General features: G+C 74.8%; 22 protein-coding genes and 1 pseudogene. 11 read left to right on the plus strand and 12 right to left on the minus strand.

The features are described 5' to 3' along the window. Positions 1–298, minus strand: a 298-nt coding sequence (locus NH342_RS16185; RefSeq protein WP_253016192.1) for a hypothetical protein, incomplete at its 3' end; no start/stop codon positions are given. A 137-nt stretch (positions 299–435) separates the two neighbouring features. Here NH342_RS16185 and NH342_RS16190 point away from each other — a divergent pair. Further along, entirely contained in the window at positions 436–1,365 is a 930-nt protein-coding gene (locus NH342_RS16190; RefSeq protein ID WP_253016193.1) for a winged helix DNA-binding domain-containing protein, read from the plus strand. Here NH342_RS16190 and purT read toward each other — a convergent pair whose 3' ends face one another. The 3 genes from purT to NH342_RS16205 are packed head-to-tail and all read right to left on the minus strand — an operon-like array spanning position 1,366 to position 3,885. Beyond that, complete coding sequence (gene purT, locus NH342_RS16195) at positions 1,366–2,556, minus strand: formate-dependent phosphoribosylglycinamide formyltransferase (protein ID WP_253016194.1); 1,191 nt, start codon at positions 2,554–2,556, stop codon at positions 1,366–1,368. It lies immediately after the preceding gene. A 22-nt stretch (positions 2,557–2,578) separates the two neighbouring features. Continuing rightward, the gene (locus NH342_RS16200) at positions 2,579–3,214 is read right to left on the minus strand and encodes a hypothetical protein (protein ID WP_253016195.1); all 636 of its coding nucleotides are present in this window, start codon (positions 3,212–3,214) and stop codon (positions 2,579–2,581) included. After that, complete coding sequence (locus NH342_RS16205; RefSeq protein WP_253016196.1) at positions 3,211–3,885, minus strand: hypothetical protein; 675 nt, start codon at positions 3,883–3,885, stop codon at positions 3,211–3,213. The genes NH342_RS16200 and NH342_RS16205 overlap by 4 nt, the downstream gene beginning before the upstream one ends. A gap of 137 nt (positions 3,886–4,022) precedes the next feature. Here NH342_RS16205 and NH342_RS16210 point away from each other — a divergent pair, with 137 nt between their 5' ends. Then, on the plus strand, positions 4,023–5,201 hold the full coding sequence (locus NH342_RS16210) for an acyl-CoA dehydrogenase family protein (protein WP_253016198.1): 1,179 nt from the start codon (positions 4,023–4,025) through the stop codon (positions 5,199–5,201). Here the strand turns inward: NH342_RS16210 and NH342_RS16215 are convergent. After that, the gene (locus NH342_RS16215) at positions 5,129–6,292 is read right to left on the minus strand and encodes an acyltransferase (RefSeq protein WP_253016200.1); all 1,164 of its coding nucleotides are present in this window, start codon (positions 6,290–6,292) and stop codon (positions 5,129–5,131) included. The two genes, NH342_RS16210 and NH342_RS16215, sit on opposite strands and share 73 nt — an antisense overlap. Before the next feature lie 49 nt (positions 6,293–6,341). Beyond that, on the minus strand, positions 6,342–7,784 hold the full coding sequence (locus tag NH342_RS16220; RefSeq protein WP_253016202.1) for an MFS transporter: 1,443 nt from the start codon (positions 7,782–7,784) through the stop codon (positions 6,342–6,344). Positions 7,785–7,900: 116 nt separating this feature from the next. On the opposite strand from NH342_RS16220, the gene NH342_RS24305 reads away from it, so the two are divergent. Beyond that, entirely contained in the window at positions 7,901–8,725 is an 825-nt protein-coding gene (locus NH342_RS24305; protein WP_253016204.1) for a siderophore-interacting protein, read from the plus strand. A gap of 22 nt (positions 8,726–8,747) precedes the next feature. Here NH342_RS24305 and NH342_RS16230 read toward each other — a convergent pair whose 3' ends face one another. The 4 genes from NH342_RS16230 to NH342_RS16245 are packed head-to-tail and all read right to left on the minus strand — an operon-like array spanning position 8,748 to position 11,783. Next, the gene (locus tag NH342_RS16230) at positions 8,748–9,413 is read right to left on the minus strand and encodes an NADPH-dependent F420 reductase (protein WP_253016206.1); all 666 of its coding nucleotides are present in this window, start codon (positions 9,411–9,413) and stop codon (positions 8,748–8,750) included. Between the two features lie 16 nt (positions 9,414–9,429). Further along, positions 9,430–10,209 carry an enoyl-CoA hydratase/isomerase family protein gene (locus NH342_RS16235; protein WP_253016208.1) on the minus strand — a complete coding sequence of 260 codons (780 nt, stop codon included), beginning with the start codon at positions 10,207–10,209 and terminating at the stop codon, positions 9,430–9,432. Then, the gene (locus NH342_RS16240) at positions 10,206–11,138 is read right to left on the minus strand and encodes a neutral zinc metallopeptidase (RefSeq protein WP_253016210.1); all 933 of its coding nucleotides are present in this window, start codon (positions 11,136–11,138) and stop codon (positions 10,206–10,208) included. The genes NH342_RS16235 and NH342_RS16240 overlap by 4 nt, the downstream gene beginning before the upstream one ends. After that, on the minus strand, positions 11,139–11,783 hold the full coding sequence (locus tag NH342_RS16245; RefSeq protein ID WP_253016211.1) for an SIMPL domain-containing protein: 645 nt from the start codon (positions 11,781–11,783) through the stop codon (positions 11,139–11,141). It lies immediately after the preceding gene. An 82-nt stretch (positions 11,784–11,865) separates the two neighbouring features. On the opposite strand from NH342_RS16245, the gene NH342_RS24310 reads away from it, so the two are divergent. After that, positions 11,866–12,039 (plus strand): hypothetical protein, encoded by a 174-nt coding sequence (locus NH342_RS24310; RefSeq protein ID WP_253016212.1) that lies wholly within the window; start codon positions 11,866–11,868, stop codon positions 12,037–12,039. Positions 12,040–12,042: 3 nt separating this feature from the next. Here the strand turns inward: NH342_RS24310 and NH342_RS16255 are convergent, their stop codons facing one another. Together NH342_RS16255 and NH342_RS16260 are read right to left on the minus strand one after the other, a co-directional pair. Beyond that, positions 12,043–13,626 carry a helicase HerA-like domain-containing protein gene (locus NH342_RS16255; RefSeq protein ID WP_253016213.1) on the minus strand — a complete coding sequence of 528 codons (1,584 nt, stop codon included), beginning with the start codon at positions 13,624–13,626 and terminating at the stop codon, positions 12,043–12,045. Positions 13,627–13,635: 9 nt separating this feature from the next. Continuing rightward, a complete protein-coding gene (locus NH342_RS16260; RefSeq protein WP_253016214.1) occupies positions 13,636–14,118 on the minus strand; it encodes an antitoxin in 483 nt (160 codons plus the stop codon). A gap of 78 nt (positions 14,119–14,196) precedes the next feature. Here NH342_RS16260 and NH342_RS24315 point away from each other — a divergent pair, with 78 nt between their 5' ends. From NH342_RS24315 to NH342_RS16295, 7 genes and pseudogenes are all read left to right on the plus strand, one after another. Then, positions 14,197–14,421 (plus strand): DUF4287 domain-containing protein, encoded by a 225-nt coding sequence (locus NH342_RS24315; RefSeq protein ID WP_253016215.1) that lies wholly within the window; start codon positions 14,197–14,199, stop codon positions 14,419–14,421. Between the two features lie 113 nt (positions 14,422–14,534). Next, positions 14,535–14,981 carry a nitroreductase family deazaflavin-dependent oxidoreductase gene (locus NH342_RS16270; protein ID WP_253016216.1) on the plus strand — a complete coding sequence of 149 codons (447 nt, stop codon included), beginning with the start codon at positions 14,535–14,537 and terminating at the stop codon, positions 14,979–14,981. Beyond that, a complete protein-coding gene (locus NH342_RS16275) occupies positions 14,885–15,829 on the plus strand; it encodes an SDR family NAD(P)-dependent oxidoreductase (RefSeq protein WP_253016219.1) in 945 nt (314 codons plus the stop codon). Before NH342_RS16270 ends, NH342_RS16275 begins: the two co-directional genes overlap by 97 nt. Beyond that, positions 15,826–16,767: a non-homologous end-joining DNA ligase gene (gene ligD, locus NH342_RS16280; protein ID WP_253016217.1), complete on the plus strand. Its 942-nt coding sequence runs from the start codon at positions 15,826–15,828 to the stop codon at positions 16,765–16,767. The genes NH342_RS16275 and ligD overlap by 4 nt, the downstream gene beginning before the upstream one ends. Beyond that, a complete protein-coding gene (locus NH342_RS16285) occupies positions 16,767–17,516 on the plus strand; it encodes a LamB/YcsF family protein (RefSeq protein WP_253016218.1) in 750 nt (249 codons plus the stop codon). The genes ligD and NH342_RS16285 overlap by 1 nt, the downstream gene beginning before the upstream one ends. Positions 17,517–17,518: 2 nt before the next feature. Next, the gene (locus tag NH342_RS16290; protein ID WP_253016221.1) at positions 17,519–18,121 is read left to right on the plus strand and encodes an allophanate hydrolase subunit 1; all 603 of its coding nucleotides are present in this window, start codon (positions 17,519–17,521) and stop codon (positions 18,119–18,121) included. Further along, positions 18,118–18,505 (plus strand): annotated as a pseudogene (locus NH342_RS16295) (allophanate hydrolase subunit 2 family protein); the annotation flags it as partial. The gene NH342_RS16290 and the pseudogene NH342_RS16295, both read left to right, overlap by 4 nt.

Below are 18,505 nucleotides of genomic sequence, written 5' to 3' on the forward strand. Positions count from 1 at the left end.
GGCGGGCCCGCGCCGCGGCGCGACCGCCCGCGGCGGCCCGCCGCGCGGCCCGGCGGCTGGTGCGCCGGCCCACCACGTGCACGACGTCGGCGGGCTGCCAGCCCCGGTCCCACAGCCCGCGGATCGCGCCGGCCAGCTGCTCGTGCAGACCCGGGAGGTCCAGCTCCGGGCAGCGCAGGGCCAGGGCGGCGGTCAGCGGGTCGAGCAGGTCGGCGGTGGTGCCGGCGTGCCGGGCGGTCGCCACTGCGGCCCGCAGCAGCTCGGCGGGGTCGGGATCACGCCGGCAGGGGATGGGCATGCCGGCAGCCTGCCCGAGGTCCGTCGCGGTGGGCCGCACGGAGCGGATCTGTGGACGGCGGCCGGCCTGGAGACGGCGCGGCCCGGTCCTGTCGGTGCCCTGGGCTAGCGTGCGCGCCCACCGAGGGGAGTGCCCGCATGCCGATCGACGTCCTCACCCTGCGCCGGATGCGGCTGGCCGCGCTCGGGCTGACCCGCCCCCGGGGCGGGGTGGTCGGCACGGTCGCGGGGCTCCTGGCCCTGCAGGCGCAGGACCGCCGGCAGGCCGAGTGGGCCATCGGGTCGCGGGTCCCCGGCAGCACCGTCGCCGACGTGTGGGCCGCCTTCGACAGCGGGGCGGTCGTCCGGGCGTGGCCCATGCGCGGCACCCTGTTCGCCACCACCCCGGCCGACCTGCGGCTGCTGCTGTCGCTGACCGCGCAGCGGCAGATGCGCACCGCCGAGCCCCGCCACCGGCAGCTCGGCATCACCGACGCCGACGTCGCCCGCGCCGCCGACGTCGCCCGTACCGAGCTCGCCGGCGGCGGGGCGCTGACCCGGCCCGAGCTCGCCGGGTGCTGGGCCGCGGCCGGTCTGGACGTCTCCGGCCAGCGCACCCCGCACCTGTACGGGCGGCTGGCCCACCTCGGCGTGCTGTGCCTGGGCCCGCGGCGGGGGGAGACGGCGGGTGGGCCGGTGCAGGCGTTCGTGCTGCTCGACGAGTGGGCGCCGGGGGAGCCGCCGCCCGACCGCGCGGCGGCCGTCGCCGAGCTCACCGAGGTCCGGTGCGGCGAGGCCGTGCTGTGGGCCCACGGCGAGCCCCCGCCCGCCGACCCCGACGGCCTCCGCGCCCTGGCCGGTTTCGACGAGCTGGTCCTCGGCCACACCGACCGGTCGTGGGTGCTGGCCGAGGGCCGGTTCGAGCTCGTCGTGCCCGGCGGCAACGGGGTGTTCCTGCCCGTGCTGGTCGAGGACGGCGAGGTGGTCGGCACCTGGAAGCGCAAGCGCACCGGGGTCGCCGTCGGCACGTTCCGCGACGTCCCGCGCGCCGAGGAGGTCGCGGCCGCCACCTCGGGGTTCCGCGCCTGATCAGGCGCGGGGACGAACCCGCGACGCGGCCTCGCGGGCGGTGGCGCGGGCGGCGTCGGCGTCCGCGCCCCGGGCCAGCGCGACGCCCATCCGGCGCCGGGTGAAGCTCTCCGGCTTGCCGAACAGCCGCAGCTGCACCCCGGGCAGGGCGAGGGCCTCGTCCACGCCGTCGAACACGGTCCCGGTCGCCTCGACCCCGCCGTGGACCACGGCCGAGGCGCCGGGGTTGCGCAGGGTGGTGTCGACCGGCAGGCCGAGCAGGGCACGGGCGTGCAGCTCGAACTCGTCCTGCCACTGGGTGGCCATGGTGACCATGCCGGTGTCGTGCGGGCGGGGGCTGACCTCGGAGAACCACACGTCGTCCCCCCGCACGAACAGCTCGACGCCGAACAGCCCGTGCCCGCCGAGGTCGCCGGTCACCGCGGCGGCGATGTCCTTCGCGCGCTGCAGCGCGACCTCGCTCATCGGCTGCGGCTGCCAGCTCTCCACGTAGTCCCCGGACTCCTGCCGGTGCCCGATGGGGGCGCAGAAGTCGGTCACCGTCTGCTCGCCACGGCGGGAGCGCACGGTCAGCAGGGTGATCTCGTAGTCGAAGTCCACGAACCCCTCGACGATGACCCGGGTGCCGGCCACCCGGCTGCCGGCCATCGCGTACTCCCACGCCGCCTGGACGTCCTCCGCCGTCCGCACCGTGCTCTGGCCCTTGCCCGAGGAGGACATCACCGGCTTCACCACGCACGGGAAGCCGACCGCCTCGGCGCCGGCGCGCAGTTCCTCCAGCGAGTCGCAGAACCGGTACGGGCTGGTCGGCAGGCCGAGGGTCTCGGCGGCCAGCCGGCGGATGCCCTCGCGGTCCATGGTCAGCCGGGCGGCGCGCGCCGTCGGCACCACCCGCTGGCCCGCGGCCTCCAGCTCCACCAGCGTCGAGGTGGCGATGGCCTCGATCTCGGGGACGACGACGTCGGGCCGCTCGGCCTCCACCAGAGCGCGCAGCTGCGCGGGGTCGCTCATGGTGGTGGTGCGGGCGTGGTGGGCGACCTGGTGGCCGGGAGCGTGGTCGTAGCGGTCGACCGCGATGGTCTCCACGCCGAGGCGCTGCAGCGCGATCAGCACCTCCTTGGCCAGCTCGCCGCTGCCCAGCAGCATCACGCGGGTGGCCGACGGCGACAGGGGAGTGCCCAGGGAGACCATGCCGGCGAGGCTAGCGACGCCCTCAGCCGACCTCGGAGCGCAGCACGGCGCCCTCGGGGGAGAGCCAGGCCCGCGACCCCGAGCTGTACCGGTCGGACACCATCAGCAGCACGTCGCCGTAGGCCGGGAAGGGCCGCTCGGCGACCAGCTGCACGAAGGGGAGGTCGTCGGGGTCGTTGCCGATCGCCCGGTTGCCGGTGCCCAGCGCGGCCACCAGCCCCGGTCCGGACACCAGCTCCAGGGGGAACTCGGCCTCCGTCGGCGGCTGCGAGGGCAGCGGTTCGGACCGGCCGTCCCCGGGGGCGTCGAAGGAGTACTCCCGGTAGCGGGACCACAGGCTGGTCGCGGGGTCGAACAGGACGGCGGAGAACTCGCCGTCCTCGACCACCACCTGCGCGGCCCGGGCGCTGCCCACGTCGGCCACCGCGGCGTCCAGCGCCTGCTGCAGGCGGTCCGGGTCGGTGAAGGGGACCTCGTCGTCCGAGTCGTCGGCGGAGTACCCGGAGGACGCGGAGTCCCTGGTCGGGTCGGGCAGCGCGCCGTTGTGCACCGAGAGGACGACGGCCAGGGTCAGCATCAGCGAGACCACGAACGCGGCCCCGAACCCGCCGCGGCGGGGTCGGCGCTCGCCGGGGGCGGGCGGCACGACGGCGGTCACGACAGCGACTCCTGGACGAAGAGGACGTCGCCGGCGGCCGACGCCCACAGCGTCTGGTCCAGGCCGGTCAGCGAACCGTTGTGCAGCTGCACGGTGACCTCGTCGCGCAGCCGGTCCGGGCGCAGCAGCACGGCCTCGGGGTCGACGACCTCGGTCCAGGTGGCGGGGTGCTCCCGGCGGGCGCGCTCCAGGGCGCGGGGCAGCACGTCGGGTGCGACGTCGCGCGCCTGGAAACGGGCGCTGCCGAGGGAGGGCTCCCCGGTGGGCAGGTCGGCGAACTCGACGGCGAAGGCGCCGTCCCGCTCGGTGACCTCGGCCAGCCGTGGGCCCTGGGGCCCGGGGCCGAGCACGGCGAGGGCGTCCTCGGTGACGGCGACCCGTTCGAGCACCGCGACGGCGTGCTCGGCGGCCAGCCACGCCAGGGCATCGCCGAGCCGGCGACCGGTGAAGAACCCGCCGGGCGCCGCCACCACGGCCGCGGTGACCGGGTTCGACCGCCGGGCCGCGGCACGCTGCCGACCCTCCCGGCGGCCGGCGGAGATCGACACCAGGGCGGCCAGGACCAGGAGCACGCCGGCGAGCGCACCCGACCAGGGCCGCAGCACGCCCGTGGACCAGCCGACGAAGGAGCCGACCGCGACCCCGGCCAGCGCACCCTGCAGCACCCGCACACGTCCCCCGTCCCTCGGCCGACCGGGTCGCCAGCCTAGGGGTGAGCCGGCCCACGACGCCCGGCATCAGGTGGCTACCGGCGGGTAGGGAGCGGACCATCGAGGCAGACGCCGACGTCGACCGGAGGGACTCCACCATGACCGCCGACCTGCTGACCGGGGACTTCTTCGGGTACGAGGCGCTCCTGCCCGACGACGAGCGCAAGGACCTGCTGGCGCTGCGGGAGTTCCTCGACGAGAAGGTCCGCCCCCGGGTGAACGACGCCTGGGCAGCCGCGGAGTTCCCGATGGACCTCATCCCGGAGTTCGCCTCGATCGACGTCGTCGGCCGCGCCTACGAGTGGGAGGGCCGGCCACCGGCGTCCAAGCTCTACAACGGGTTCCAGGCCCTCGAGCTGTCGAGGGTCGACCCGTCCATCGCCACCTTCCTGGGCGTGCACAACGGCCTGGCCATGGGGTCGATCATGATCCTGGGCTCGGAGGAGCAGCGGCAGCGCTGGATCCCCGCGATGATGTCGATGGACGAGATCGGCGCCTTCGCGCTGACCGAGCCCGAGGGCGGCTCGGACGTCGCCCGCGGCCTGCGGACCACGGCCCGCCGCGACGGCGACTCCTGGGTGCTCGACGGCGCCAAGCGCTGGATCGGCAACGGCACCTTCGCCGACCACGTCGTGGTGTTCGCCCGCGACGAGGCCGACGACCAGGTCAAGACCTTCGTCGTCGACAAGGGCACCCCGGGCTTCACGGCCAGCAAGATCGAGGACAAGTTCGCGCTGCGCACCGTGCAGAACGCCGACCTGGTGTTCACCGACTGCCGCATCCCCGCCGACCACAAGCTCGAGGGCGGCAACACCTTCACCGACGTCAACAAGGTCCTCAAGGTCACCCGCGGCGGGGTCGCCTGGTCCGGGGTCGGGTGCCAGATGGGCGCCTACGAGTACGCGCTGGCCTACGCCAAGGAGCGCGTGCAGTTCGGCAAGCCGATCGGGTCCTTCCAGCTCATCCAGGACCTGCTGGCCAAGATGCTCGGCAACGTCACCGCCAGCCTCGGCATGGTGGTGCGGGTGGCGCAGCTGCAGGAGGCCGACGAGCTGCGCGACGACCAGGCGGCGCTGGCCAAGAGCTACGTGACCGCGCGCGGTCGGGAGACCGTCGCGATGGCCCGCGAGCTGTTCGGCGGCAACGGGATCGTGCTGGAGAACAACGTCGTCCGGTACTTCAACGACGCCGAGGCGCTGTACTCCTACGAGGGGACCCGCGAGATGAACACGCTCATCGTGGGCCGCTCGGTGACGGGGCTGTCGGCCTTCGTCTGAGGCCTCGTCCGACCGGGCAGCAGCCGGTCGCGCAGCCACAGCGAGGGCCGCTCGACCAGCTGGGTGGCGACCACCCCGACGACGAGGGCGGCGGCGTACTTGACCACCAGGTTGACGCCGCCGCCGTCGGTGTAGTCCCGGCCCAGTGCCTCGATGGCCAGCTGCGCGGCCAGCACGTGCCAGACGTAGATGCCGTAGGAGTTGCGGCCCAACGCCGCCATCGGCCGGGACACCCAGCCGGCGCGGGCCACCCAGCGGGCGTCGAGCACCAGCAGCAGGATGGCCGCGGCCCACACCCAGGCGACCGTGTAGCCGGCGGTCATGCCCCACGGGCTGGCCTTGGACACGACCGCCAGCCATGCGGTGCCGCCCGCGACGACGGCCAGCAGGGGCACCCGACGGCGGCGCAGCGCGTCGAACGCGTCGGGCCGGTGCACCTCGGCCCAGGCCAGCAGCACGCCGGCCGCCAGCGAGTCGGCCCGGAACTGGGTCTGCCACTGCAGGTCCACCGCACCCCACCCGCGCGCGGTGGCCCACACCCGCAGCGCGAGCGCCACCGCGAGCACCGTGCCCAGCACGGCGGCGACGGTGCGCGGGCGGACCCGGCGACGGGCGGCCAGCGGCAGCAGCAGGGCCACGGCCAGGTAGAACTGCTCCTCGACCGCCAGCGACCACAGGTGGGGCACCGGCGTCCCGAGGTAGTTCTGCAGGTGGACGACGTTGGACCACAGCGGGCCGCTCGTGTCGCCCGGGCGGTCGGTGCCGGCCACGGCCTGGACGACGAGGTACAGGTAGAGCACCGGCCACAGCTTGAACGCCCGCCGCACGCTGAACCGCCAGCCGTCGAAGCGCCCGGTGCGCCGGGTCTCGGTGAGCACCAGCCGGCCGATGAGGAAGCCGCTGAGCACGAAGAACAGGTCGACGCCGGCCCAGCCGAACGACCCGCCGGGCGCGGCGGCCCAGGTCAGCGGCGGGACCCCGGTCGGCTTGCGGGCGAAGTGCCAGCCCAGCGCGAGCACCACGGCCAGCCCGCGCACCACGTCGAGGTCCCGACGTCGCGCTGTCGTGGCGGCCTGCCCCGGACTGGACACGCCGTCGGACGGTAGGGCCTCCGGGTCGTGCCCGCCTGTCGGGGCCGGGTCAGCGCTCCGCGGTGAGCGGGTCGGCGATGTCCTCCAGCGAGGCGTTCTCGCTCTTCACGCCGAACACCAGCTCGGCCACCCCGCCGACCGCCATGACCGCGGCCGCGATCCAGAACCCGGTGACCAGCCGACCCGGGTCCCCGGACTCCACGAGCGTGCCGAACAGCACCGGGCCGATGATGCCGCCCAGCCCGGTGCCCACGGCGTAGAAGAACGCGATGGCCAGCGCCCGGGTCTCCATCGGGAAGATCTCGCTCACCGTCAGGTAGGCCGAGCTGGCCCCGGCCGAGGCGAGGAAGAACGTGACGCCGAGCAGCGCGATGAACGTCCACGCGTTCAGCCCGGTGAACACCAGCGCGATGACCACGGCCATCGCGGCCGACCCCAGGTAGCTGGTGCTGATCATGGGCTTGCGGCCGATCGTGTCGAACAGCGGCCCGAGCAGCACCGGGCCGAGGAAGTTGCCGACGGCGTAGACCACGAGGAAGACCGGTGCGGTGGAGGCGGCGACGCCGAAGTAGGTGGTCATCAGCGTGCCGAGGTTGAAGGTGAACCCGTTGTAGAGGAACGCCTGCCCGACGAACAGCGCCAGCCCGAGGACGGCGCGCTTCGGGTACTTCGTGAACGCCACCTTCGCGATCTCGGAGAACGGGATGGCGTGCCGCTGCCGGATCCTCAGCTCCTGGTCGACCGGCTCGAGGGTCTGCCCGGTCTCGCGCTCGACCTCGCGCTCGATGTCGGCCACGGTGCGGTTCGCCTCGTCGGCCTGGCCGTGGATGAACATCCACCGCGGGCTCTCCGGGACGTGCCGGCGGACGAGCAGGATGAGCAGCCCGAGGACGGCGCCGATGCCGAACGCCAGCCGCCAGCCCAGGCCCGCGCCCAGCAGGTCCTCGTCCAGGAACAGGAGCGAGGCACCGGACCCCGCGGCCGAGCCCAGCCAGTAGGAGCCGTTGACCAGCAGGTCCACCCGGCCGCGCAACCGCGCCGGGATGAGCTCGTCGATGGCGGAGTTGATCGCCGCGTACTCCCCACCGATGCCGGCGCCGGTGAAGAACCGGCAGAGGTAGAAGAACCAGGGCGCGGTGGCGAACGCGGTCGCGACGGTGGCCACCACGTAGATGCCCAGGGTGAGCATGAACAGCTTCTTGCGGCCGAAGCGGTCGGTGAGCTGGCCGAAGAACAGCGCGCCCAGGCAGGACCCGACGATGTAGATCGACGCGGCCAGCCCGATCTGCGACGCCGTGATCGAGATGCCGCTGCCGGACTCGGTGAGCCGGGCGCCGACGCTGCCGACGATGGTGACCTCGAGGCCGTCGAGCACCCAGACGGTGCCCAGCCCGACGATGACCATCCGGTGGAAGCGGGAGAACGGCAGCCGGTCCAGCCGGGCGGGGACGTCGGTGGTGATCGTGCCGAGATCGGCGGTGCCGCTGGCCATCGCTGCCTCCTGGGGTCTGCGTGGCGATCATCACGCCGCCCACCCGGAGGCGCACGTTGGGGAATGCAACCAGATGGATGCCGTACGGTTAGGGCACCCTAAGAAGGAGCATCGCCGTGGCACAGGCACCGAAGAAGCGGGTCACCCGCGTGGGCACCGTCGTCCGCACCGAGCGGGTGACCCCGCACCTGGTCCGGGTGGTGCTCGGCGGCGACGGCCTGGCCGGGTTCGACGCCGGCGAGTTCACCGACCACTACGTCAAGCTCCAGCTGGCACCCGCCGGGGCGCCCTACGGGGCGCCGTTCGACGTGCAGGCGGTGCAGGCGCAGCAGCCGCAGGAGTGGTGGCCGGTCACCCGCACCTACACGGTGCGTGCCTGGGACGCCGTCACCGGCGAGCTGACCGTCGACTTCGTGGTGCACGGCGAGGAGGGGGTGGCCGGGCCCTGGGCCGCGGCCGCGCAACCCGGCGACCGGGTGCAGCTGGCCGGGCCGGGGGGTGCCTACGGGCCGTCCGCCGACGCCGACTGGCACCTGCTGGCCGGCGACGACTCCGCGCTGCCGGCGATCGCCGCCGCCCTGCCGCGGCTGCCCGAGGGCGCCCCGGCGCACGTGTTCGTCGAGGTCGCGGGTCCCGCCGACGAGCAGGACCTGCCCGGGGTGACCTGGGTGCACCGCGGCGCGCACCCGGTGGGCAGCGCACTGACCGCGGCCGTGCTCGCGGCCGAGCTGCCCGGCGGCGTGCCACAGGTGTTCGTGCACGGCGAGGCCGGGTTCGTCCGGGAGCTGCGCCGCGCGGTGCGGGCCCGCTGGGACGTGCCGCGGGAGCTGCTCAGCGTCTCCGGCTACTGGCGGGCCGGGCGCACCGAGGAGGGCTGGCGGGCCGACAAGCCGGCGTGGAACGCCGCGGTGGCTGCCGACGAGGCCGCGCTCGCCGTCTGAGGACGGCGGGCGCGGCCCGGTCTCACATGTCGCGGTAGCGCTTGGCCTCGGCGACGGCCTGGCGCAGCTGGTCGATGTCGTACTCGGGCCCGTAGCCGGGGGTGTCCCGCTGGATGCGCCACCCCTCGGCGAGCGGGCCGATGTCCAGGGCGTCGAAGCCGATGCGGTCGATGTAGTCGGCGACCCAGGCCTTGGCGTCGGCGTCGTCGCCCGCGATGACCAGCGCGCGCCGGTGCTCGGTGCCGCTGGGCGAGCGCTGGTCGGTGAGGTGCTGGGCGTAGATGTGGTTGAACGCCTTCACGACCTTCGAGGTGGGCAGGTGCGCCTGCGCCATCTCCGCGGTCGTGGTGGTCTCGTCGTCGAGCTCGGCGATGTGGCCGTCGCGCTCGGGGTAGTAGTTGCCGGTGTCGATGACGACCTTGCCGGCCAGCGGCTCGACCGGGACGTCGTCCAGGTTCTTCAGCGGCACGGTGACGACGACGACCTCGCCGGCGGCGCCGGCGTCGGCCGCGGTGGCGGCGGTGATGGAGCCCTGCCGGGTCGGCCGGCCCTCGACCTCGGTGACCAGGTCGGAGAGGGTCTCCGGCCCGCGCGAGTTGGCGATGACGACGTCGTAGCCGGCGTCGACGGAGATGCGGGCGAGCTGGGCGCCGATGTTGCCGGCGCCGATGATGCCGATGGTGGTCATGCCCGCTGCAACGCCCTCAGTCCCGGCTGATTCCGGACGGGAACCGCGGCGGCCGCCGCTGCGCGAACGCGGCCACCCCCTCGGCCAGCTCACCGGAGGCGATGGTCTCGGCGAACCTGCGGGCGGCCAGCGGCTCGGCGTCCCGGCCCTCGGTCAGCGCGGTGACGACCTCCTTGGTCGCCCGCTGGGTCAGCGCCGACCGGACGGCCAGGACGGCGGCGAACTCCCGCGCCCGCGCGTCGAGCCGGTCGGCGGGGTGCACCTCGTCGACCAGGCCCACCCGCAGCGCCGCCGCCGCGTCCAGCAGCTCGCCCGAGTACAGCAACCACTTGGTCGTCGCCGGGCCGACCAGGTCGACCAGCGCCCGGGTCGGCGCCGGCGGGTAGACCACGCCGATGCGGGCCGGGGTCACCCCGAACACCGCGCCCTCGTCGGCGAAGCGCAGGTCGCAGCTGGCGGCCAGTTCCACCCCACCGCCGATGCAGTGCCCCCGGACGACGGCCAGCGTCGGGTGCGGGAACGCCCGCAGGGCGGCCTGCGCGGCCAGGTTGTCCGCCCGCAGCCCGGCCATCGGGTCGGCCGGGTCGTCCCCGCCCAGCAGCTCGCCGATGTCGGCGCCCGCGCAGAACGACGGGCCGGCGCCGGTCACCAGCAGCACCCGGACGTCGTCCACCACCTGGGCGAGCAGGCCGGGCACCGCCGCCCACATCGCGCGGGTCATCGCGTTGCGCTTGGCGGGCCGGTCGACGGTGAGCGTCGCGACCGGGCCCTCGACGTCGACCCGGAGGTCGCTCACCCGAGGTCGTCCGTGCCGAACGTGTCGCAGGCGGCCGGGTCACCGGTCTGGTAACCGGTGCTGAACCAGCGCTCGCGCTGGGCGGACGAGCCGTGGGTGAAGGCGTCCTGGTCCACGGTGCCGTTGCCGAGGTTGGTCTGGATGAAGTCGTCGCCGATGCGGCTGGCGGCGTCCAGGGCGCGGTCGACGTCGTCCTGGGTGATCTCGGTGATCAGCGGTGCCTGGCCGTCGTCGGAGACGGTGGTGGCGTGGTTGGCCCACACCCCGGCGTAGCAGTCGGCCTGCAGCTCCAGGCGCACCGTGCCCGAGGTGGGGCCGGTCTCGCCGGGGGTGACCCGCTGGTTGGTGCCCAGCAGGTTCTGCACGTGGTGGCCGTACTCGTGGGCCAGCACGTAGGCGTCGACGAACGTGCCGCCGCGGGCGCCGAACTGGGTCTGCAGCTGGTCGAAGAAGGTCAGGTCGACGTAGACCAGCTGGTCGCCGGGGCAGTAGAAGGGCCCCGACCCGCTGGTCGCCCCGCCGCAGGCGGTCTGCACCGAGCCGGTGAAGAACACGGTCTGGGTGTCGGCGTACGCCGTCCCGCTCGTCTGCGGGAGCGCCGTGGACCAGTAGTCCTGGATGGAGTCCACGATGGCCACCGCGGCGCAGTCGGCGCTGTCGTTGGCGTCGGCGCCGGTGCGGCACTCCTGGGCCAGCTCGGTGTTGTCGGCGGTGCCCGACCCGCCGCCCTGCAGCTGGGCCAGGATGCTGGCCACGTCGGCGCCCGAGCCCGTCCCGCCGCCCCCGCCGAGGACCTGCACCAGCACGAAGGCGATGAGGCCCAGCACGCCGATGCCGCCACCACCGACGGCCACGGCGCGACCGCCGCCGCCGCGGCGGTCCTGCACGCCGGAGGTGTCCAGCCGGGCACCTTCGCGGAAACGCACCACCTAGAGCTCCTCGAGGTCGGGGGCGGAGATGAGGAAGACGGCCTCGACCGCGCCGTGGACCTCCTGCAGCGCCGGTTCCAGGTCCAGCTCCGGTGCCGCGGCGGCGCGGGCGCCCCCGGCGGCCAGCATCATCGGGACGGCGGCGGCGGTGCCCACGTCGCGCAGCTCGACCAGCGCGGTGACCCGGCTGCCGACCGCCTCGGCGTACCCGCGGGCGCGCGACAGCGCCTCGCCGATCGCCTCGGTGCGGGCCTGGGCGTGCGCGGGGTCGTCACGGTCCAGCCGCCAGCTCGGGCCCCACAGCGAGCAGCCGTCGAGGGCGGCCGCGGCGACGGCCACCTCGCCGACCCGGTCGACGTCCTCCAGCCGCACCTGCGTGGTGATGCTGGCGCGGTAGCCGGTGACCCGGTTCCGCTCGGCCTGCTCGGGGTGCACGCTCACCGCCGCGGTGGAGGAGCGGGTCACCAGCTCGGCGTGCTCGGCCAGCAGCGCGGCCACGCCGGCCTGCACCTCGCCGACCACGGCCAGGGCGCGGTCGCGGCGCTTGTCGCGCGCGGTCGCGGTGATGGACAGCGTGGCGTGGCTGGGCCGCACCCGCAGGGTGGTCTCACCGCGCACCACCACGCGCGGGTTCGGTTCGGTCACCGGGTCACCCTGGCAGATCACAGGTGGGGAACGCTTCCCGGACCGTGATGCGGATGTGACCCGCTGCTGTGACCCTCGGGGGGTGACCAGACCTGGGGGGGTGCGGGGGCGGGTCGCCACCGTGGGTGTCCTCGGGGCGGTGTGCCTGGCCAGCGCACTGCTGACGTTCTGGATGCTGGGCGTCCCGGTGTGGGCGTTCGCGGTCGTGTTCGTCGGGCTGGTCGTGGTCAGCCTGATCCGGCCGCCCAACGGCTGAGTCTCAGCGCCGGCGGGTGCCGAAGATGCCGCGGGTGATCTCGCGGCCCAGCGCCGAGGCCGCCGAGCGCGCGAACGACCGGAAGGCCGAGGAGCCCAGCACCTGCTCGACGACGCCCTTCTCCGGCGCCGGCTCCCGGCGGGACCGCGACCGCGGGGCCTGCTCGTCCCGCTGCTCGGGCTGCTGCCGGGGTGCGGGGGCCTGCGGCGGGGCGCTGGGCGGGGGAGCCAGCCGGGACGCCAGCCGCTCGTAGGCCGACTCCCGGTCGACGGCGGTGCCGTAGGTGGCCAGCAGCGGGGACGCGGCGATGGCGGCCTGCAGCTGGGCGGGCTCGACCGCGCCCATGTAGCTGCGCGGCGCACGCAGCATCGTCCAGGCCACCGGGGTGGGGGCACCGCGCTCGGACAGCACGGTCACGATCGCCTCACCGGTGCCCAGCGCGGTGAGCGTCTCGGCAATGTCGTACGCGTCGGACCTCGGGTAGGTCTTCACCGTCTTCTTCAGCGCGGTCGCGTCGTCGGGGGTGAAGGCGCGCAGCGCGTGCTGGACCCGGTTGCCCAGCTGCCCGAGGACGGCGGGCGGGACGTCGGTGGGGTTCTGGGTCACGAAGAAGACCCCGACGCCCTTGGAGCGGATCAGCCGCACGGTCTGGGTGACCGACTCCAGGAACGCCGGGCTCGCCCCGCTGAACAGCAGGTGCGCCTCGTCGAAGAAGAAGACCAGCTTGGGCTTGTCCACCTCGCCGACCTCGGGCAGGTCCTCGAACAGGTCGGCCAGCAGCCACATGAGGAAGGTGGAGAACAGTGCCGGCCGGTCGGCGACCGCCGACAGCTCCACCGAGCTGATCACGCCGCGGCCGTCGGGGGCGGTGCGCATGAGGTCGGCGGTGTTCCACTCGGGCTCGCCGAAGAACACGTCGCCGCCGAGGTCGTCGAGGGCGACCAGGCCGCGCAGGATCACCCCGGCGGTGGCCTTGCTCAGCCCGCCCAGGCCCTCCAGGTCGGCCTTGCCCTCGTCGCTGACCAGCCAGCTGATCACCGACCGCAGGTCCTTGAGGTCCAGCAGCGGCAGCCCGGCGGTGTCGGCGTAGTGGAAGACCAGGCCCAGCGAGCTCTCCTGGGTCTTGTTCAGACCCATGACCTTGCTCAGCAGCACCGGTCCGAACGAGGTGATGGTCGAGCGCACCGGCACGCCGGTGCCCAGCCCGCCGAGCGCGAGGAACTCCACCGGGTAGCCGGTCGGCGTCCACTGGTCGCCGGTGTCGGTGGCCCGGGTGCTGATCCGGTCGCCGGGCTCGCCGGGCCGGGACAGCCCGGTCAGGTCGCCCTTGACGTCGGCGAGCACGACCGGGACGCCCTGCGCGGAGAGCTGCTCGGCCAGCAGCTGCAGGGTCTTGGTCTTGCCCGTGCCGGTGGCACCCGCGACCAGCCCGTGGCGGGTCATCATCGACAGCGGCACCCGCACCTGGGCGGTGGGGTGCGGTGCGCCGCCGGCCACGACCGAGCCCAGCTCCAGGGCCGGGCCGGTCGAGGCGTACCCGGCGGCGATGCCGGCGGCGGTCGCGGCGGGGTCGGTCGGGGTGCTCACCGGTGTGGGTCAGCCCTGCTCGCGCGCTGCGCGGTCGACCTCGGGGGTCGGCGACGGCGGGGTGGGCGGGGTGTGCGTCGGCGGGGCCGGGGGAGCGGGTGGCGTCGGCGGGGTGGCCGCGCCCGGGGGGCTCCAGCTCGGTGCCGTGCTGTCGGCCGCCGTGTGGGTCGGGGTCACCGGGGCGCCCGTGCTGCTGGGCGCGGGCGGGTCGCTCGGGTACCCGGTGCCGGTGGAGGCGCCGGTGCCGTCCTCGTGGCGGGGGACGGCGGCCTTGGCCTTCTGCGTCGCGTTGTCGATCTGCGCGGCGCGGTCGGGCATCTTCTCCTTGGCGAACTGCCCGGCCTTGTCGACGGCGCCCTCGATCTTGCCGGCGTTGTCCTTCAGCGCGGCCTCGATCCTGTCCGACCCCTGCGCCAATGCGTCCTGGGCCTTCTTCGCGAACTTCCCGATGTCCACCACGTCGTCCTCCTCTGGGTCGTCGTCTGCGGACACCCTGCCGAACCGGTGCCCGCCGTGCCACCGGTGCACGAGCGCGCCCGCCGGAGGGTTCCCGTGCGCCAGGATGGGGCCGTGACCGAGAGGGTGCAGGGCCCGGCCAGCTACTTCCCGTCGATGGAGAAGAAGTACGGCCGGCCGATCGGCGAGCTCCAGCAGCTGGTGCGCGACCGGCGGGCCGCCGAGCCGGATGCCAAGCACATGGCGCTGGTGTCCTGGCTGAAGTCCGAGCACGGCATGGGCCACGGCCACGCCAACGCCCTGGTCGCCCACGTCCTGGCCGAGGACGCCGCCGGCTGAGCGCCTGGCGGGACGCGAGTGGCACGGGAACGGGCGTGCCGGGCCCGGGGTCGCCCGCTGGGGTGCCACTCGGTGCGGGGGCGAGGGCGACCCGTGAGTCCTAGGGTCGGGGCATGCCACTGCAAGGCGAGTACGAGCCCAGCCCGGAGAAGTGGGTCCGCGACCAGGTCGAGGCCTACGAGCGCAGCGGCGGACGCGAGGCCAACACCCTCCCGAACCGCCCGGAGCCGGTCGTCATCTTCACCACGCGCGGTGCGAAGAGCGGCAAGGTCCGCAAGAACCCGCTGATGAAGGTCGAGCACGACGGCGTCTACGCGATGGTCGCCAGCCAGGGCGGGGCGCCCAAGCACCCCACCTGGTACTTCAACCTCATGGCCCACCCCGACGAGGTCACCGTGCAGGACGGCGACCAGGTCCGGGACGGCGTCGCGCGGGAGGTCCACGGCGAGGAGAAGGCGCAGTGGTGGGAGCGCGCGGTCGCGGCCTTCCCCGACTACGCCGACTACCAGCGCAAGACCGACCGGGAGATCCCCGTCGTGCTCGTGGAGCCGAAGGCCTGAGCGGCCCCCGCACCGCCGTCGTCACCGGTGCCTCCGACGGCATCGGGGCGGCGGCCGCGCGCCGGCTGCACCGCGACGGCTGGCGGGTCGTCGTGGTCGGTCGGTCGGCCGAGAAGACCGCCACGGTCGCGGACGAGCTCGAACGGCAGGGCCACCCCGACGACCACCGCGAGGTGGAGCGGCACACCGTCGACTTCGCGCGGCTGGACGACGTCCGGGCGCTCGCGGCGACCCTGGCGGAGCAGCACCGGCGCATCGACGTGCTGGCCAACAACGCAGGCGCCTCCTTCCCCCGGCGCACGACGACGGTCGACGGGTTCGAGACCACGTTCCAGGTCGACCACCTCGCCGGGTACCTGCTCACCCGGCTGCTGGAGGAGCCCCTGCGAGCGGCCCGGGGTCGGGTGGTGACGACGTCGTCGTTCATGCACCGCATCGGTCCGCTGCCGCGCCGGGTCACCGCCGACCCGCCCCGTCCCTACTCCGGGATGCTCGCCTACTCCCGCGCCAAGACGATGAACGCTCTGTTCACCCGCGAGCTGGCCCGCCGCTGGGCGCCCGACGTCACCGCCACCTGCTACACCCCGGGTGCGGTCGCGACGTCGTTCGGGGCGCGGTCGGGCGGGCTGTCCGGGCTGGCCTGGAAGCTGGGGCTGTCCCGCAGCTTCCGCACCCCGGCGCAGGGCGCGGACACCCTGGTGTGGCTGGCCACCGCGGCCGAGGGGTGGCGCAACGGCGGCTTCCACGCCGACCGGGACACCGCACCGGCCATGCCGTGGGCCACCGACGACCGGCGCGCGCGGGACCTGTGGCAGCTGTCCGCCGATGCGGTAGGACTGCCGGCGTGAGCGACGCCATCGAGGTCGAGGTCGACGGGCTCGACGTCCGGCTGTCCAGCCCGGACCGGGTCTACTTCCCGGCCCACGGCTGGACCAAGAAGGACCTGCTCGACTACTACCTGGCCGTCGGCCCCGGCATCGTCAACGCCCTGCGCGAGCGACCGTGCATGCTGCACCGGTTCCCCAAGGGCATCGAGGGCGACAAGGTGCACCAGAAGCGCATCCCGGCGGGCGCGCCGCCGTGGATCGAGACGGTGCGGCTGCACTTCCCGCGCTGGAACCGCACCGCCGACGAGCTGTGCGTCACCCACCTGGCGCACGTCGCCTGGGCGGTGCAGATGTCGACCGTGGAGTTCCACCCGTGGAACAGCCGGCGCGCCGACACCGAGGTGCCCGACGAGTGGCGCATCGACCTGGACCCCATGCCCGACGCCGACTACGCCGCCGTCCGCCGGGTCGCCCACGTGGTGCACGAGGTGCTCGACGAGCTCGGCGCGGTGGGCTTCCCGAAGACCAGCGGCGGCAAGGGCCTGCACGTCTACGTGCGGATCAGGCCCGAGCACGGGTTCGCCGAGGTCCGGCGGGGCGCGCTGGCCTTCGCCCGCGAGGTCGAGCGGCGCAGCGCCGACGTCACGACGACCTGGTGGCGCAAGGACCGCGACCCGACGGCGATCTTCCTGGACTACAACCAGAACGCCCGGGACCACACGATCGCAGCGGCCTACTCGGTGCGCGGCAACGCCGACGCGACCGTGTCGACACCGATCCGCTGGGACGAGGTGGACGACGCCCACCCCCGCGACTTCACCATCGGCACCGTCCCGGCCCGGTTCGCGCAGCTGGGCGACCTGCACGCCGACATCGACCGCGAGGTCTTCGACCTCCGCCCCCTGCTGGAGTGGGCCGACCGGGACGGCACCGAGGTCCCGCCGGAGCCGGAGGGCTGATGGACCTCAACGCCGACCTCGGCGAGGGCTTCGGGGCCTGGACCCTCGGCGACGACGACGCCCTGCTCGAGGTCGTCACCAGCGCGAACGTGGCCTGCGGGTTCCACGCCGGCGACCCCCGCACGATGCGGCGGGTCTGCGAGCGGGCCGTCGAGCGGGGCGTCGCGATCGGGGCGCAGGTCTCCTACCGCGACCTGCCCGGCTTCGGCCGCCGGTTCATCGACGTCGATCCCGACGAGCTCACCCAGGACGTCGTCGCCCAGCTCGGCGCGCTGTCGGCGTTCGCCCGGGTCGCCGGTGACCGGGTGCGCTACCTCAAGCCGCACGGTGCGCTCTACAACGCCGTCGTCCACCACGAGGAGCAGGCCGCGGCGGTGGTCGCCGCGGTCGTGGACGTCGACGCCACGCTGCCGGTGCTGGGGCTGCCGGGCTCGGCGTTCCTGCGGCTGGCCCGGGAGGCCGGGCTGGCCACCGTGGACGAGGCGTTCGCCGACCGCGCCTACACCCCCGACGGCGCCCTGGTGCCCCGCCGACTGCCCGGCGCGGTGCTGCACGACCCCGACGAGATCGCCACCCGCTGCACCGCGATGGCCACCGGCCGGTCCGTGCCCGACGTCGACGGCGGTGAGCTGCGGCTGGCCCCGGCGTCGATCTGCGTGCACGGGGACACCCCGGGCGCGGTCGGCATCGCCCGCCGGGTGCGCGCCGAGCTGACCGCGGCGGGGGTCGAGCTCGCCCCGTTCGCGTGAGGATGCTGCCCAGCGGCGACGCCGCGGTGCTCGTCGAGCTCGCCGACCTCGACGAGGTGCTGGCCCTGCACGCCGCGCTCACCGACCCGCCGGACGGCGTCCTGGACGTCGTCCCCGCCGCCCGCACCGTGCTGGTCGCGCTGGACCCGGGCCGGACGTCGGTGGCCGCGGTCGCCTCCTGGGTCCGGGCCGCCGAACCGGTCACCGGCGCGCGGCCGGACGGCGTCGAGGTCGAGGTGCCGGTGCACTACGACGGCGAGGACCTGGCCGACGTCGCCGCGGCGCTCGGCTGCGGGGTCGGCGAGGTGGTCGCCCGGCACACCGGCACCGTCTGGACCGTCGCCTTCGGCGGGTTCGCGCCCGGCTTCGGCTACGCGGTGCCCGAGGGCGGGGGCTGGGACGTGCCGCGGCGGGCGGTCCCGCGCACCCGGGTGCCGGCCGGGTCGGTGGCCGTCGCCGGCGGGTTCGGCGCGGTGTACCCGCAGGCCTCGCCCGGGGGCTGGCAGCTGCTCGGCCGCACCGACCTGGTGGTCTTCGACGTCGACCGGGACCCCGCGGCCCTGCTCCGGCCGGGCGTGCGGATCCGGTTCACGGAGGCGCGGTGACGCTCACGGTGCTGGCGCCGGGACCGCTGACCACCGTGCAGGACCTCGGCCGGCCCGGTCTCGCCGCGCAGGGCATCGGGCGGTCGGGCGCGGCGGACCGGGCGGCGGCCGCGCTGGCGAACCGGCTGGTCGGCAACGACCCGGCCGCGGCGCTGCTGGAGGTGACCGCCGGTGGGCTGGCCGTGCGGGCCGACGTCGGGGCGTGGGTGGCGCTGACCGGCGCCCTCTGCCCCGGCGTCCCGCACGCGGCGCCGACCTGGCTGGGTGCGGGGGAGGAGCTGCGGCTCGGACCGCCCGCGCGCGGCCTGCGCAGCTACCTCGCCGTCCGGGGCGGGGTCGACGTCCCGCCGGTGCTGGGGTCGCGGTCCACCGACCTGCTCTCCG

The organism is Klenkia sp. PcliD-1-E, from assembly GCF_024124375.1.
Lineage (GTDB): Bacteria > Actinomycetota > Actinomycetes > Mycobacteriales > Geodermatophilaceae > Klenkia.